Genomic DNA, 16636 nt, shown 5'->3' on the forward strand with positions numbered 1-16636 from the left:
GAATAGCCACAAAAAAGGCCTTGCCGGCTAGATACCTAGCAAACAAGACCTTTTATTAGTTTTAGTATTTCTTAAGTTTTAATACTATAACTTCACTGCCGTATTTATTGAACTTTAGCGCGTATCACGACAGTCTGTGCAGCTTTAGGACTAAGATTTACCAAGTTCCATTTAAGACCTGAGTAGTTTTCTTTTACCACTACTGTATTGCCAACTTGTTGGATAGTTTGATAGCTATCGCCACCAGTGGTCGCAAGCGTTGGTAATGGACTGTTTAATGACACCATTCTGACGCCATTTGGCAAAGAAACCATGGCATTGATATCAGTCACTGGTTGTGCTGTGGTATTGGTATAAACGGTATGATACTCAATCACATCACCAGGCGCGATATGGTTAGCCGGTACTGCAACTTCACGTCCATCGCTATTTTTAAGGATTTTCATAACTTTGGTTTGCGCGTTGACCACATCAGGCGTACTAAAGGTTGGTTTGAGCTGTAAGGCTTCTATAGAGGTAATTGTTGTCACAGGGGTAGTGATCACCGGTGCATTGATTACTGACGTATTTATGACTGGCAGCTGAGTTGCCGTGGTAACAGGCAGTACTTGAGTCGTCGGTAATACTTGAGTGACAGTACTGGTCGGTACTGCGATGACATCAACACGGCTGCTTTGATTGGTTATTTGGTTGGTCACCGGTACGCTAGTGACAGTCGCACTACCTTGAGTGACGACAGTACTACTAATACCATTACTGGCTACTTGGCGAACCACGTAGCGCGGTACATTGGTAACCTGTGTCACAGCAAACGGCATGCCATCTTGCATACCAATGCTATTAGGCGTAGCGGTAATGACAGCTGTTTTACCATCAGAATACTGCTCGACCACGGTGGTACTAACGCCCGTAGAAGGTAGAACGGTCACTTCAGTGGCGGCATTGGCAGCAGACATAGCCATAACAGTGCCTGCCAACAGTGCGGATACTGCCGTGAATGTAGCTGTTTTTTGCATCACAACGAATGAGCGATTAATAGTGGTGGTCATAATAAAGTCCTTTAAAATGATAATAAGTAACACAAAAATAGAGAACACTTAAATAAGAAAGCCCAGATAAGAAAACCCCCGTTAATTGACGCTGCAGGGGAGGTCAAATAACGGGGGCAGCATTACTGATGATAGTAGTAAATAGCCAGACGATAAAAGCTATCTGTCAAACCGTCCTATCAAACTATTGATTTATCCGTGATTATTTTAATTAGTTGCTAAGCATACACTTAGCAATCTCAACTCAAGAATTATGCGCTAAAACGAGTTAGGTAGAAAAGCAGCGTTGTGTAACTGCTATCCTATAAATGATGACTTTTTGTGTGGTTTACTTTATCTAATTTTTTAAGAAAGTTACTATTTGATTTACTACAAAAGACGACTATATTAATCGTAGATGACTTTCATAATTTCGTATTCAACCACACCTTTTGGGGTTTCAATACGCGCTTCATCGCCCTCAGATTTACCAATCAAACCACGCGCAATCGGTGAGTTAACAGAGATTTTACCGGCTTTGAAATCCGCTTCGTCGTCACCAACGATTTTGTACTGCTTTTCCTCTTCAGTGTCCATGTTTTCAATAACGACGCTGACGCCGAATATCACACGGCCATCTTTTGGTAACGTCGTAGGATCAATCACTTGCGCACCGCCAAGTTTGGCTTCGATATCACGGATACGAGCTTCACAAAATCCCTGCTGTTCACGCGCTGCATGATATTCAGCATTTTCTTTCAAATCACCATGTTCGCGTGCTTCAGCAATAGAGGCGGTGATGCGAGGACGGTCAATACTTTTTAACTGTTTTAATTCGGCTTCTAAAGCCGCATGTCCTTGCGGAGTCATGGGATAACGTTGCATGTTTTTTCCTTAAACCAATAACACGGGCACCATCTCCTACTCTTAGTGAATAGTGAGATGGTGTCAGAGTTGTTGCAATGGGTATAAAATAAAAAAAGAATAATGATGCAGACAGCGTAACCAGTCAGGTCGCTATCATTCATTGATATCAATTCAATAATCTGGGTGTTTAAGCTTACGTAATAAAAAGCATAGTCGCAGTTTAGCCACTATGCTTTTTAGGTCTATCATTTAAATTTCATTTCAAGCATGGTCTACAGTATTAAACGCTACACTATGCTCAAATAAGCTCCTAGGCAAGCCTAACGGTTATGCTTAATCTACTGAAATTATTCAGCCAAGTCAATAGAGCTATACAATAGACTTTGCTTGCTCATGTAAATCTTGTAATTTATACACCTCAAAAGGTAGGTCAATCGCATAAGATTTACAAACAGCATCTGCTGCGCCCAAAGTCGTGACGTAGAACACTTTGCCTTGTAGCGCGCTACGACGGATAGAGAAAGAATCCTCTTGTGCCTGCTTGCCTTCAGTCGTGTTAATAATAATATCGATTTTGCCGTTTTTCAAGGCATCAACGATATGTGGGCGACCTTCGGTGACTTTGTTAATTTGCTTGCATTCAATACCATTGTCGCTTAGTACTTTTTGCGTACCAGTAGTCGCTACAATGTTAAAGCCAAAGTCAGTCAGTTGACGTGCGATAGGGGCAATTTGCGCTTTATCGCTATCACGTACCGAGATAAAGACTGTTTTGGTTTCGCCTTCAGTTGGTAAACCTGGCAGACGCTCGTTACTACCGATAACCGCTTTGTAGAATGCTTCGCCAAAGGTTTTACCAACGCCCATCACTTCGCCAGTCGATTTCATCTCAGGGCTCAAGATTGGGTCAACACCAGGGAATTTAGCAAACGGGAAAACCGCTTCTTTGACTGCGAAAAATGCAGGAACGATTTCTTTCGTAAAGCCTTGGTCTTTTAGTGACGTGCCAGCCATACAGCGTGCTGCGATTTGTGCTAAAGAAGTGCCGATACACTTAGAGACAAACGGTACGGTGCGCGCGGCACGTGGATTGACTTCTAAGATGTAAACCGTTTCACCTTTTACCGCAAACTGGACGTTCATTAAGCCGACAACACCAAGCTCTTTTGCCATGGCGACGGTTTGTGCGCGCATCACATCGCACAGCTCATCAGACAACGAGTAAGGCGGCAATGAGCATGCTGAGTCACCAGAGTGGACACCCGCTTGTTCGATATGCTGCATGATACCGCCAATCACCACATCTGTACCGTCGCTAACACAGTCAACATCGACTTCGATCGCATCGTCTAAGAAACGATCTAACAATACCGGCGCTTCATTTGATGCTTGTACCGCAGTGCGCAGATAATGTCTGAGCTCATCTTCGTTATAAACGATTTCCATCGCGCGACCACCGAGTACATAGGATGGACGTACAACCAATGGATAGCCAACATCTTTTGCTTTGACCAAACCGTCTTCTAAGCTAGTCGCCAAGGCATTGGTTGGTTGCACAAGATTCAACTGCTGAATCATATGCTGGAAGCGTTCACGATCTTCAGCGCGGTCAATGGCATCTGGGCTCGTACCAATAATTTTGACGCCAGCGGCTTCAAGTGCGCGGGCGAGCTTCAATGGTGTTTGACCACCAAACTGTACAATCACGCCATCAGGATTTTCGATACGGACGATTTCTAACACGTCTTCTAATGTGATTGGCTCAAAGTAGAGACGGTCAGAGGTGTCATAATCGGTAGAAACGGTTTCAGGGTTACAGTTGACCATGATGGTCTCGTAGCCGTCTTCGCGCATGGCAAGCGCCGCGTGTACGCAGCAATAGTCAAACTCGATACCTTGACCGATACGGTTAGGACCACCGCCGATAACCATGATTTTCTTATTATCGGTAGGATTGGCTTCACATTCGCTATCGTATGTTGAGTACATATAAGCGGTGCTGGTAGCAAACTCTGCTGCACAAGTATCGACACGCTTATAAACTGGATAGACATTTAAGTCCCAACGTTTGGTACGTAGCTGCTTTTGTGAGACGCCAAGCAACTTAGCAAGACGCAAATCTGATAAGCCTTTACGCTTAAAGCCACGTAAATTATGCTCAGTTAAGCCGCCAAAACCTAACGCTTTAACTTGTGCTTCGGTTTTTACGATATCTTCGATTTGTACCAAGAACCATGGGTCGATTTTGGTTAGTTTGAAAACGTCATCGACGCTCATGCCAATACGGAAAGCATCCGCAATATAATAAATGCGCTCAGGCGTTGGAATGGTTAAGCGATTGGTGATTTCGCTACGCGCTTTTTCAATACTTACTTTTGATAAGTCAATTTGCTCATCAAAACCATCATTGCCAGTTTCCATGCCGCGTAATGCTTTTTGCATCGACTCTTGGAAGTTACGACCAATCGCCATGACTTCACCAACTGACTTCATTTGCGTTGATAATACATTATCGGCTTGTGGGAATTTCTCAAAGTTAAAACGAGGAATCTTAGTGACGACATAATCAAGCGCAGGCTCAAAGCTGGCTGGGGTTTTGCCGCCCGTGATGTCATTTTGCAATTCATCTAAGGTATAGCCAATTGCTAATTTTGCCGCAATTTTTGCAATCGGGAAGCCCGTGGCTTTTGAGGCCAATGCTGATGAACGTGATACACGTGGGTTCATCTCGATGACGACCATACGACCCGTTTCAGGGTTGATACCGAATTGCACGTTTGAGCCGCCCGTTTCCACACCAATCTCACGCAGTACTGCTAATGAAGCATTACGCATGATTTGATATTCTTTGTCCGTCAAAGTCTGCGCAGGGGCAACCGTGATAGAGTCGCCTGTGTGCACACCCATTGGGTCAAAGTTTTCAATGGCACAAATGATGATGCAGTTGTCGTTTTTGTCACGAACCACTTCCATCTCATACTCTTTCCAACCGATGAGTGACTCATCGATAAGCAATTGATGGTTTGGCGACAAGTCAAAGCCGCGCTCGCAAATCTCGATAAACTCATCGCGGTTATAGGCGATACCGCCACCTGAACCGCCCATGGTAAATGAAGGGCGAATGATACACGGATAGCCCATTTTTTCTTGGGTCGCAAACGCTTCTTCCATGGTTTCGGCAGTTTCAGCGCGTGGGCACTCAAGGCCGATGCGCTTCATGGCTTTATCGAACAAGTTGCGGTCTTCTGCCATCTCTATTGAATCTTTGGTTGCCCCAATCAATTCGCAGTTATATTTGGTTAATACGCCGTGCTTGTCTAACTCTAAGGCACAGTTTAGAGCGGTCTGACCACCCATGGTTGGCAAGATAGCGTCAGGGCGTTCTTTGGCAATGATTTGCTCAACCGTCTGCCAAGTAATCGGCTCGATATAGGTCGCATCCGCCATGGTTGGGTCAGTCATAATAGTCGCAGGGTTTGAGTTGACCAAGATGACGCGGTAGCCTTCTTCTTTTAGCGCTTTACACGCCTGCGCGCCTGAGTAGTCAAACTCACATGCTTGGCCGATGACGATAGGGCCTGCGCCAATGATAAGAATGCTTTTTATGTCGGTACGTTTTGGCATAGTTAGGGCTACCTTCGTTTGAGTGATATTTTGAGTAATCTGCATTTTAACGATATGTTCAATAACGCTTATCGTGTCTGGCATGGTGTAGCTTGAATCACCATCTGTGCTTCAAGCTTTATACTTATTATTTATGGCTAGGGATTAAGCTTTCGCTGCTGCCATCATATCGGCAAATTTATCGAACAGTGGCGCAGCATCATGCGGGCCAGGGCTGGCTTCTGGGTGACCTTGGAAACTAAAGACTGGCTTATTGGTCAGCTCAATCCCTTGGTTGGTACCGTCAAATAATGAGCGATGGGTCGATTTAACATTGGCAGGCAGCGTGTCTTCATCAACCGCAAAACCATGGTTTTGACTGGTAATCATAACCGTGCCAGTTGCCAAGTCTTGTACCGGATGGTTGGCACCGTGATGACCAGTTTTCATTTTGATGGTTTTTGCACCGCTGGCAAGACCAATCAGCTGATGACCTAAGCAGATACCAAAGGTTGGAATGTCAGTTTGTTCAATGATATGACGTACCGCATCGATAGCGTAATCACAGGCAGCTGGATCGCCAGGGCCATTTGATAAGAAGATACCATCTGGATTCATCGCGAGGACATCTGCGATAGGCGTTTGTGCTGGCACGACAGTGACATGACAACCGCGGTCAACGAGCATACGTAGGATATTGGTTTTGCTACCAAAGTCATAGGCAACGACGTTATATTTTGCTTCGACGTGCGTACCCAAGTGCTTAAAGAAGCCGCCTGTACCGCTATCATGGCTACCAGCTACATCGCGGTTAAGTAAAGTGTCTGATAAATCCCAGCTACCAGCGGTCCATTCAAATGTCGTCGGTGTACAGCATTCTTTTGCTAAGTCCATACCTTCGATACCAGCAAATTCTTGTGCCAATTTAATCGCTTGCTGTTCATCTTCGCTGCTAATCGTTGCGCCGTTAGAAGCCGTCATGATACAGCCGTTTTGCGCGCCTTTATCACGTAGTAGGCGGGTCAGTTGACGGGTATCAATATCAGCAATAGCGACGGTATTATGGCTCTGTAAATAATCACTCAGTGACTCTGAGTTGCGGAAGTTTGAGGTCACCATGGTTGCATCGCGGATGATAAGACCTTCAGCCCACACTTGATGACCATTACCAGACTCAACATCTTCAGCGTTGGTGCCAGTATTGCCGATATGCGGATAGGTAAGCGTGACCAGTTGGCGCGCGTAACTTGGGTCAGTTAGGATTTCTTGGTACCCTGTCATGGCTGTATTAAATACCACCTCACCGACACGATGACCAAGACTACCGATACTCAAACCGCGAAAAATCGTACCGTCTGCTAGTGCCAAAATTGCTTGTATTTCTGCCGATGAATTCAAGGGTTGCCTCCGCTGTTATTAGTGAGTGCTGTGCTGTTTTTTGGTTAAAATAAAGCGCTGCTTTTTTGATTATTGCTATTTAACTGCGGCTAAATAACCATAATAAAAGAGACAGCGCCAAAATTTTTCCACAAAAAAGCGAGAAGACATCATAGATGAAAAGGTACAGGATTCACTAGGTGGTGAATAAGTAACTTACATCATGTCCGCTCGCTTTGGCACAGATTTTGCGCATTATACTAGAGTTTTGCACTAAGGGCTAGCATCTTAAGCTGATGCTTGACTAATAAATTTAAGATGTTTCTTATTTAACCTTTCAATCATGAGCAGCCATAGTAGATGTGGCTATAGGTAGTGACTAGGAGGTGATATAAATAGGTATGAAGACTAGGATTTATTGATCAAAAGTTATAATGTACTGATAAGCCATAATAATCTGGCGATAAGTTGGTGGCGATATGCAGCTGATCATCTTGATAGCTTTTCGTCAGATACATACTGCTCGCCATACCTAAGGCAGCGCCTGCCAATACATCGACAGCGTCATGCTCATCGGCTTCAATGCGGCTATAAGCCACAAAACCTGCGCCAATATAGGCAGGAACACTATATTTTAGTCCATAGCGTTTATGAATAAAGCTGGCTCCCTGAAAGGCTCTTGAGGTATGACCAGATGGATAAGAATCATCATCGCTGCCATCTGGGCGCTCTTTACTAATCACAGATTTTAGGGCATAAGTGGCTGCAACATTGGTTGCAAATGAATAATAAAATTGCTCTCGTCCCTCTTTATCATCCATATAATAAGTGCTACCGTAAGCAACTGCTGGTATAGCGAAAGATAGAATGTCACCCGCCTTGTCGATATTATCGCTACTACTGGCGTGAGCTGGCATAGCGACAAGCAAGCTGCTCGATAATAAAAAACTACTGGGTAATAAAATGATAGCGGAAGCGTTTTTGCTGATCATTGCGGCAATCCTAAAGAGGGTTTATAGAGCAGATGAAGGAAAACCGCATTATACTACAACTGCTTGCTCCTAAATTCAGCGCTCACATATTTACAGGTCAGTTTTATAGCCGATATCTGTCTCAGCTACATTTATTAATAATAACAACTGAATAAAACCTATCAAGGATAGAGTATGATTTATCAATATTTAGACAAAGTGCCTACATTCGCTGTACCCTTTAATGGTTGGGTTGCAGACTCAGCACGCGTGATAGGCGACGTGTATTTGGGTCATCAGTCAAGCGTCTGGTTTGGCGCAGTGATTCGTGGCGACAATGAACGCATCCATATCGGTGACTATACTAACGTGCAAGAAAACAGTGTTATTCATACTGATGCTGGTATCGAGGTAAAAATCGGTAATCATGTCACCATTGGTCATTTAGCGATGCTGCATGGCTGCGAAATCGGTGATAATAGCTTGATCGGCATTGGCGCAGTCATCTTGAATAATGCCAAAATCGGCAAAAACTGTATTATCGGTGCCAAAGCCTTGGTCACCGAAGGCAAAGAGATACCAGATAATTCTCTCGTTGTGGGCGCTCCTGCAACAGTGGTCAAAACTTTGACTGATGAACAGGCAGTCATGATGAAACTGTCAGCGCTACATTATAGCGATCGTTGTCAGAAGTTTAAAACGGGTCTTAGAGAGATTGAGCAACCAGAATAAGTTGCTAATGAACAATCACTAATCAACAGTTACTAACGACCGATTACTATTAATTATTACCAATTGTCATTAATGAGTCTTTTATTATGAGCACGCCAAGCATTGTCAGCCAGACTGTCTCACGCACCTTAGCGCTATTTGATTTAGACCATACTTTGCTCGATGTCGATAGCGACTACTTATGGGGCGAATATATCGTCAAGCATAATCTTGTCGACGAAGCCGAGTATCGCACTGCCAACCAGAAATTTTATAATGATTATATCGAAGGTACGCTTGATGCGACGGAATATAATGAATTTGTGGCACAGTTTTTAAGTAGCTTATCAATGGATAGGTTGCATGAGTTGCGAGAAGACTATATTAAAAGTGAAATCGAGCCGCATATCCGCCCAAAAGCGATGGAAGTACTGTGTCAGCATGTTGAAGCAGGTCACGATGTGGTGATTATTTCGGCGACCAATGACTTTGTCGTTTCGGCGATTGCTAAGCGTTTTGGGATTGAAGACGGCAATGTGCTCTCAACGCCTCTTGAGATAAAAGATGAGCGCTATACGGGTAAATTGACCGATAAGCCAAACTTTAAAGAAGGTAAAATTTATCATTTGGATAAATGGATTGGCAAACAGCAACTGGCTGGCATTCATTTTGACAAGACTTATGCCTACTCTGACTCCAAAAATGATCTTCCGCTGCTTGAATGGGCGGATGTGGCTATTTGTGTGTCGCCCGATGATGCGCTACATGCCCATGCGTTGGCACACCGCTGGGCGGTTGAGGATTGGTCAATTTAAAAGATGAAAATAGCGGCTAAAATTAGCCAAACATTTCACCTGAATCTCATTTAAAATAGCGCTATCGTATCTTTTAAAATATATAGGAACCTTTATGGAAATCAATCCGTATCAAGAACGAATTAAAGACTTATCTGAGCGTGGGCAGGACTTGCGGAGGTATCTTTGACTTCGATGGTAAGCAAGAACGCTTAGAAGAAGTCAATTTAGAGTTAGAAAACCCCGAGCTATGGAATGATCCAGAACGTGCGACCAAGATTAATAAAGAAAAAAGTCAGCTTGATGGTGTGATTGATGTGGTGGTGTCGCTTGAAACTACATTGGAAGATGCATCTGCCATGCTGGAGCTGGCGGTAGAAGCAGAGGATGAATCCTTGCTGGCGGATGTGCAAGCCGAATTAGACAACGCTGAAAAGCGCGTTGCCGATTTAGAGTTTCGCCGGATGTTTAGCGGTGAGATGGACCCAAATAATTGCTACTTGGACATCCAGTCAGGTAGTGGAGGTACAGAGGCGCAAGATTGGGCAGAAATGCTACTGCGTATGTATACGCGCTGGGCGGAAGCGCATGGCTTTAAAGTTGAAGTGATTGAAGTATCATCAGGTAGTGTCGCTGGTATCAAGTCGGCCACGATTGAGATTAAAGGGAACTATGCCTTTGGTTGGTTACGTACCGAAATCGGCGTCCATCGCTTAGTGCGTAAGTCACCATTTGATAGCAATAACGGTCGTCATACCTCATTTGCCGCCGTTTTTGTGTCGCCTGAAATTGATGATAATATCGAAATTGATATCAATCCAGCAGATTTGCGTATCGATACCTATCGCTCTTCTGGCGCAGGTGGTCAGCACGTAAACACCACCGATTCTGCGGTACGTATCACCCACGAGCCAAGTGGCGTAGTGGTCACTTGTCAGAACGAGCGTAGCCAGCATGGTAATAAAGCGACGGCGATGAAAATGCTACGTGCTAAGCTCTATGAGCTAGAGATGCAAAAGCGTATGGAATCCCAGCAAGCGGTTGAAGATGGCAAGTCCGACGTCGGTTGGGGCAGTCAAATCCGCTCTTACGTGCTTGATGACTCTCGTATCAAAGACTTGCGTACTGGCGTCGAAACCTTTAACACCGGTGCGGTACTCGATGGCGATCTCGATCAATTTATCGAAGCGAGCCTAAAAGCGGGTCTATAAAGCTGGACTGTAAAAATAGAATATAAAGACAGATTTAAAATATCAACCAACACTTAATTAAGGAAAATTATGCCAAGCGTTAATAATTATTTTGAAAACAAAGTGACTTCTATTGCCTTTCAAACGGCAACTAAGCCTGCAACAGTTGGCGTGATGGAAATTGGCGAGTACGAGTTTGGTACCAGCGAATTTGAAACCATGAGCGTAGTCAGTGGTGCATTGACGGTCAAATTGCCAGAAAGTGATGAGTGGCAAACCTTTAATGCTGGCGAGCAATTTACCATTGAAGCCAATCAGAAGTTTCAAGTAAAAGTGGAAGTTGAGTCTGCTTATTTATGTACTTACGGTAAATAGCCATTTCCCATATGAGTACAGTCGTCAAAAAAACGCCAAGTTAATGCTTGGCGTTTTTTTATGAGTACTTTATTTTCCGACTAATTTCAAACAATAAAACAAGCTAATACAATCTATAAGTTCTTACGGTATTGCACCATATCTGTTTGAGTGGCGATTGTGTCATAGAGTTTGCGCGCTGTGGTGTTTCCCTCTTGGGTTGTCCAATAAACGCGGTTGCAGTTTTGCTGGCGTGCAAACTCATAAACCTGTTCAATCAATGCACGTCCTACGCCTTGCCCTCGTACAGATTGATTCACGTATAAATCCTCTAAGTAGCAGCATTCAGTGCTATTCCAAGTATTGGGGTGTAGCACCACATGCGTGATACCTACCAACTTGTCGTCTTGCCAAGCACCAAAACCATAAATCGACACATTACTATCGAGCAAACTGTGCCACGTTGCATTCGTCGTTTCTAATGGCAAGCTGCTCTCATAAAACGTCAGATAGCTTTGCCATAGGCTTAACCAAGCATCGTAATCACTTTGAGATAATGGCATTATTTTTAAAGAGCCATTAGTTGGGTTTATAGGAGTGGCGTTTGTCATATTAATGGTGTCTTTAGTCAGTTTGTCTTAAATTATGCCGTAGCGCCCAAAATCTACAAGCCATTTATCGGTTTTATTTTACACAGCATTACACATTGTCCATGGCAAGTACACAGCAATGATAATGGCGGTTGATTATGCTAAAACAACGATATTAGTAAATGAGTATTTTTTATGGCGAAGTCAAATCAACCAACCAATATACAAGATGTGCGCCATGATTATGAGCACTTGGCGAGCCTCGCAAACTTACGTTATGTCAGCGATACCGATCCTGGATATGGGCGTCGGCGTTCTGGGCGTGGCTTTACTTATCGAGATGCCACTGGCAAAACGGTCAAAGATAAAGCCTTGCGTCAGCGCTTTGATGCTTTAGTCATACCGCCGATGTGGTCAGAAGTTTGGATATGCCAAGATGATAAAGGACATCTACAATCGACAGGTCGAGATGATAAAGCGCGTAAGCAGTATTTATATCATTCAGAGTGGGATCGGGTACGTGACCAAGCCAAGTTTAATGCCATGATAGGTTTTGCTGAAGCATTGCCCAATCTGCGTGCGCAAGTTGAAAAAGATTTAGAAGCCAAACCCTTATCACGTGACAATGTGTTGGCAGCAGTGGTCAAATTACTTGAGACCACTTTGATTCGTATCGGTAATAGTCGTTACGCCAAGCTCAATAAAAGTTATGGTTTAAGCACGTTACGCAGTAAGCATGTCAGCGAAACGGATACTGGACTGGCATTTGACTTTGTCGGTAAAAGTGCCAAAGAGCATCATATAGAATTGCAAGATGAGCGTTTGATTGACATCATCCAAGCGTGCTCTGAGCTGCCCGGTTATCAAGTATTCAAATACTTAGATGAAGAGGGCAATAAGCAAGTCGTTGATAGCGCTGATATCAATGATTATCTGCGTACGCATACCTGTGGTAATGAGTGTGAAAGTTATAGCGGCAATTTATACAGTGCAAAAGACTTTCGTACTTGGATGGCAAGTGTATTGGCAGCAAGCTACCTTTATGATGAGCTGCAAACCAAATCTGGTAAATTGATTTTAGCCAGTGCGCTCGATAGTAAAGAGCGTCAGCAACTGGTGACTGATATGGTAAAAAGCGTCGCCGATGAGCTCGGCAATACCCCAACGGTCTGTCGATCCTCTTATATCAATCCTATTATTATCCAGCAGTTTTTAGCAGGGGAGTTTTTTGAGCCTTATAAACAAGCGCGCCGTGGACGTACCAAACGGCATCAAAGCTGTGAAGAGAAGGCGTTACTTGGGTTTTTGAGCGCGCGACAGTAAACCATTACTAAGTAACTGTTTTTAGGGAATAATAAAAATGATACGTTATGTATTGAAATAAGTATAAAAATACGTTACTAATAGAGCATGTGCCATTTAAGATGTTTAAATGGTTGATCAAATATAGCTGTTTTACGATTTATTCTATTATTTCTAACTCTCTGATTTTGTCAGTGATTCTCGATTGCTAAAGGATTAGCTTATGAATACCTCTCCTTCAAGTACTACCTCTTTAAACACCCCTTCAAATCATGCTGTAAATACCTCACAGGCGCTAACGAGTTATAGTGACTATTATAATAATTTTGATATGAACGCATTACTGACAGAGATATTTGGTGAAAATGTAGATGATCGTTTAAACGCCTATATGGCGTGCTGTGGACGTCATGTACGTGACGGTCGCGGTGATAATATTGCGCTAGTTCATGAAGATACGGCTGGCAATGTCACGCGTATGAGCTTTGCTGAGCTTGATAAAGCAAGTGCACAGGTTGCCAGTTTACTACTTTCTTATGGCGTGCAAGCGGGTGACCAAGTGGCAACTATGCTACCGCGTACCCCTGAGTTACTCACCATTGTATTAGCCACTTGGCGGATTGGCGCAGTCTATCAACCGCTGTTTACCGCCTTTGGTTATGATTCGATTAAGTATCGAATGGACAAAGCTAATACTAAAGTTGTTTTTACCAATCAAGACAATCGTGGCAAGTTTGACGACTTGGCGAAGCAAACCAAAATGGTGTTGGTTGGTAGCAAGGTAGATGCGCAAAGCTGGGGTGATGATAACTATGCTGACAAGATATCAAAGCAGCCACAAACTATAGAATCAGTGTTACTAAATACCGATGCACCATTTTTACAGATGTTTACCTCGGGTACGGTTGGTAAGTCAAAAGGCGTTAGTGTGCCACTAAGCGCACTTTCGGCTTTTTATCTGTACATGCGTTATGCAATTGACCTGCGCGCGGATGACAACTACTGGAATATGGCAGATCCAGGCTGGGCGTATGGGTTATATTATGCGATTACTGGGCCATTATTATTAGGTATTACTACCTATTTTAATGAAGCGGGCTTCGATGCTGCCAATACCCGCGACTTTATGGTACGCCATAAAATTAGCAATTTGGCGTCTTCACCGACTGCATTTCGTATGATGAAATCGAGTGGCGTATTTGAAGCTGCTCACAATGACGCAGCGGCTAAATTATCACTGCGCTGTGCCAATTCAGCAGGCGAGACCTTAAATACCGAAGTGGTCAATTGGGTTGAGACCTACTTAAACTGCAAGGTTTGTGATCAGTACGGACAGACCGAGACAGGAATGACCTGCTGTGAGCACCATGCATTGGCACATGACTGTCCAGTAGGCTCGATGGGCATGGCGCTACCGGGGCACACATTGGTGGTGTTAGATGATGATATGAATATATTACCTGATGGCGAGCAAGGACAGCTTGCCGTAGTGGTCAGTCAATCGTCCGCGTTTTATTTCCGCGGCTATAGCTGGAATGAAAAAGATGCCTTCGCTGATGACTATTATTTAACAGGTGACGTGGTTGAGCGTCATAGTGATGGCAGCTATTGGTTTTCAGGGCGTGATGACGACATTATCATTACAGCAGGTTACCGCGTTGGACCAACCGATGTTGAAAACACAGTGCTTGAGCATGAGGCAGTCGCAGAGTCAGCGGCAGTTGGGGTGCCAGACGAAGTGCGTGGTCATACCATTAAGTCTTATGTGGTGCTAAAAGATGGTATCAAAGGCACAGACGAGATTGCTAAAGAGATTCAAGACTTGGTACGCAGGCGTCTATCAACTCATGCTTATCCACGTGAGGTTGAGTTTGTGAAAGAGTTACCAAAAACCCCAAGTGGTAAAATTCAGCGCTTTTTGCTGCGCAGTTTATCTGCGGCTTAATAAAGCAATACATTCATATCGTCAGGTTAAGATAAAAATCGATAACTGATAAAAATAACAGTGAAAATATCAATTAAAGGAAAAATTATGCAAATTGAACAACACAGCTTTTTGGTCACGGGCGGTGCGTCAGGTCTGGGTGAGTCGGTAGTGCGTGCTATCGTGGCTCAAGGCGGCAAGGTTGTCATCGCTGATCTTAATGAGTCGATGGGGCAAGCACTGGTTGATGAATTGGGTGACCATGCTCGTTTTGTACGCTGTGATGTGACCAGTGGCGATGAGGTACAAGCGGCTGTGGATATGGCTGAAAAAGAATTTGGCGGCTTACAAGGTTCTATCAACTGTGCAGGTATTGCCGTTGTGCAAAAGCTGCTGGACCGTGATAATAACCCAGCAAATCTCGATGCTTTTAGTCGCGGCGTCAATATTAATCTTGTTGGTTCCTTTAATGTCGCGCGTTTGGTCGCAGCGAGTATTGCGAAGCGTGTAGCCAATGCCAATAACGCAGACAGCTCCGTAGAGAAGAACGCTGATAATGGCGTCATTATTAATACGGCTTCTATCGCGGCTTTTGATGGGCAAGTAGGGCAAGCAAGCTATTCATCGTCTAAAGCTGGCGTCGTTGGTCTGACCTTGCCGCTAGCGCGTGAGCTGGCGCGTCATGGTATTCGCGTTATGACCATCGCACCTGGTGTTTTTGCCACACCGATGATGGATACTATCCCTGAAAAAGCGCGCGAACAGCTAGAGGCCGGTGTTCCTTATCCAAAGCGTTTAGGCAATCCAAATGAGTTTGCTAAATTGGTCACGCACATTATTGATAATGCCTACCTAAATGGTGAAGTGATTCGCCTAGATGGCGCAATTCGTATGGTGTAAGGTGATTTTAGATTTTGATTGCAGCAAATTTACCCTTAATTCATAAAGCTTGCACAAACTTGGCATAGTATTTTGCTATCTTATAAAAGATGGTTTTATCAATGAGCGCTTACCCTTAAGAAGCAAAAACTATGTCTTTTTTCAATATAAATAGTAAATATTCACATTGGTTATTTATCGTCATAGGTTTTAGCCTCGCTATCATGACTAGCACGAGTGCCATTGCTGCTGAGGGTGTTTCAGAGAACAAACAAGCCATGCTTAACAATATTATGATTGATAAAGTTTTTGTCGATAAATCCGCTCGCACCCTGCAGTTGCTAAGTGATAATAAAGTTATCAAATCCTATCACATTGCCTTGGGCGGCAATCCTGTCGGTCATAAGCAGCAACAAGGTGACAAACGCACTCCGACAGGTTCTTATATACTCGATTATAAAAATGAAAAATCTAAATTCTATCGCTCTATTCATGTCAGCTATCCTAATGCGGCGGATAAAGCCCGTGCCAAATCACGAGGTATTAGTCCCGGCGGCGATATTATGATTCATGGCCAGAAAAACGGTTTTGGGCATTTGGCAGCGATAAATCAGCAACGCGACTGGACCGATGGCTGTATTGCCGTTACCGATAATGAGATGGATGAAATCATGGCGGCTGTAGAGATTGGTACACCTATCGAAATTGTGGAATAAGCACCTTGTTAACGTATGTTTATTCAGCTCATATTTAACGTACTTTCTACTTTTATAGATATTTCTAAATCACTCATTTAAGGTTTTTTCGATAATTTATTCATACTCTTAACATACTCATCTCTTTCTTTCTGAAAAATCCCAAACTTCCTATTTTTTCTTTTCTATCTTCCCTTGAAATCTCCCATAAATGTGCCTATTAATGCTTTATCGTCATATCATTGTTATAAGTAAGGTTTATATCGATAAGGTGATATATTAGTGTTTTGTATGGTCTATTTAATTGAAAGCAACTGACAGTCATAAGCTACTAAATATTATTGATAAAAG

Annotated in this window: 14 protein-coding genes; 8 read left to right on the forward strand and 6 right to left on the reverse strand. The window is 43.6% G+C overall.

The window, feature by feature from the left end:
* Nucleotides 1-104 precede the first annotated feature (104 nt).
* From PCRYO_RS04290 to PCRYO_RS04310, 5 genes are all read right to left on the reverse strand, one after another.
* Entirely contained in the window at nucleotides 105-1049 is a 945-nt protein-coding gene (locus PCRYO_RS04290) for a hypothetical protein (protein ID WP_011513173.1), read from the reverse strand.
* Nucleotides 1050-1436: 387 nt separating this feature from the next.
* Entirely contained in the window at nucleotides 1437-1913 is a 477-nt protein-coding gene (gene greA / locus PCRYO_RS04295) for a transcription elongation factor GreA (protein WP_011513174.1), read from the reverse strand.
* A gap of 351 nt (nucleotides 1914-2264) precedes the next feature.
* Nucleotides 2265-5519, reverse strand: coding sequence for a carbamoyl-phosphate synthase large subunit (gene carB / locus PCRYO_RS04300; protein WP_041753409.1), 3255 nt, complete (start codon nucleotides 5517-5519; stop codon nucleotides 2265-2267).
* A 144-nt stretch (nucleotides 5520-5663) separates the two neighbouring features.
* Nucleotides 5664-6896, reverse strand: coding sequence for a glutamine-hydrolyzing carbamoyl-phosphate synthase small subunit (gene carA / locus PCRYO_RS04305; protein WP_011513176.1), 1233 nt, complete (start codon nucleotides 6894-6896; stop codon nucleotides 5664-5666).
* Nucleotides 6897-7297: 401 nt separating this feature from the next.
* Nucleotides 7298-7867, reverse strand: coding sequence for a phosphatase PAP2 family protein (locus tag PCRYO_RS04310; RefSeq protein WP_011513177.1), 570 nt, complete (start codon nucleotides 7865-7867; stop codon nucleotides 7298-7300).
* 174 nt (nucleotides 7868-8041) lie between these two features.
* On the opposite strand from PCRYO_RS04310, the gene PCRYO_RS04315 reads away from it, so the two are divergent.
* From PCRYO_RS04315 to PCRYO_RS04330, 4 genes are all read left to right on the forward strand, one after another.
* Nucleotides 8042-8578, forward strand: coding sequence for a gamma carbonic anhydrase family protein (locus PCRYO_RS04315; protein ID WP_011513178.1), 537 nt, complete (start codon nucleotides 8042-8044; stop codon nucleotides 8576-8578).
* Nucleotides 8579-8664: 86 nt separating this feature from the next.
* Nucleotides 8665-9372, forward strand: a complete 708-nt coding sequence (locus PCRYO_RS04320; protein ID WP_011513179.1) for an HAD family hydrolase — start codon at nucleotides 8665-8667, stop codon at nucleotides 9370-9372.
* A gap of 94 nt (nucleotides 9373-9466) precedes the next feature.
* Nucleotides 9467-10562, forward strand: a protein-coding gene (prfB, locus tag PCRYO_RS04325; protein ID WP_105575693.1) for a peptide chain release factor 2 whose coding sequence is annotated in 2 segments (ribosomal slippage) — nucleotides 9467-9538 and nucleotides 9540-10562 — 1095 coding nt in all. Because the reading frame shifts where the segments join, the coding sequence is not laid out codon by codon here.
* A 69-nt stretch (nucleotides 10563-10631) separates the two neighbouring features.
* A complete protein-coding gene (locus PCRYO_RS04330) occupies nucleotides 10632-10916 on the forward strand; it encodes a pyrimidine/purine nucleoside phosphorylase (protein ID WP_011513181.1) in 285 nt (94 codons plus the stop codon).
* Between the two features lie 113 nt (nucleotides 10917-11029).
* Here PCRYO_RS04330 and PCRYO_RS04335 read toward each other — a convergent pair whose 3' ends face one another.
* Nucleotides 11030-11506, reverse strand: a complete 477-nt coding sequence (locus PCRYO_RS04335; RefSeq protein ID WP_011513182.1) for a GNAT family N-acetyltransferase — start codon at nucleotides 11504-11506, stop codon at nucleotides 11030-11032.
* Between the two features lie 174 nt (nucleotides 11507-11680).
* Between PCRYO_RS04335 and PCRYO_RS04340 the strand changes: the two genes are divergently transcribed.
* The 4 genes from PCRYO_RS04340 (at nucleotide 11681) to PCRYO_RS04355 (ending at nucleotide 16306) form a co-directional block, all read left to right on the forward strand.
* Nucleotides 11681-12808, forward strand: a complete 1128-nt coding sequence (locus tag PCRYO_RS04340; protein ID WP_011513183.1) for a DNA topoisomerase IB — start codon at nucleotides 11681-11683, stop codon at nucleotides 12806-12808.
* A 202-nt stretch (nucleotides 12809-13010) separates the two neighbouring features.
* Entirely contained in the window at nucleotides 13011-14732 is a 1722-nt protein-coding gene (locus PCRYO_RS04345) for an AMP-binding protein (protein ID WP_011513184.1), read from the forward strand.
* A gap of 87 nt (nucleotides 14733-14819) precedes the next feature.
* Nucleotides 14820-15611 (forward strand): SDR family NAD(P)-dependent oxidoreductase, encoded by a 792-nt coding sequence (locus tag PCRYO_RS04350; RefSeq protein WP_011513185.1) that lies wholly within the window; start codon nucleotides 14820-14822, stop codon nucleotides 15609-15611.
* 203 nt (nucleotides 15612-15814) lie between these two features.
* On the forward strand, nucleotides 15815-16306 hold the full coding sequence (locus PCRYO_RS04355; protein ID WP_226939335.1) for a L,D-transpeptidase family protein: 492 nt from the start codon (nucleotides 15815-15817) through the stop codon (nucleotides 16304-16306).
* Nucleotides 16307-16636 lie beyond the last annotated feature (330 nt).

The sequence above is a fragment of the Psychrobacter cryohalolentis K5 genome, assembly GCF_000013905.1.
GTDB lineage: Bacteria > Pseudomonadota > Gammaproteobacteria > Pseudomonadales > Moraxellaceae > Psychrobacter > Psychrobacter cryohalolentis.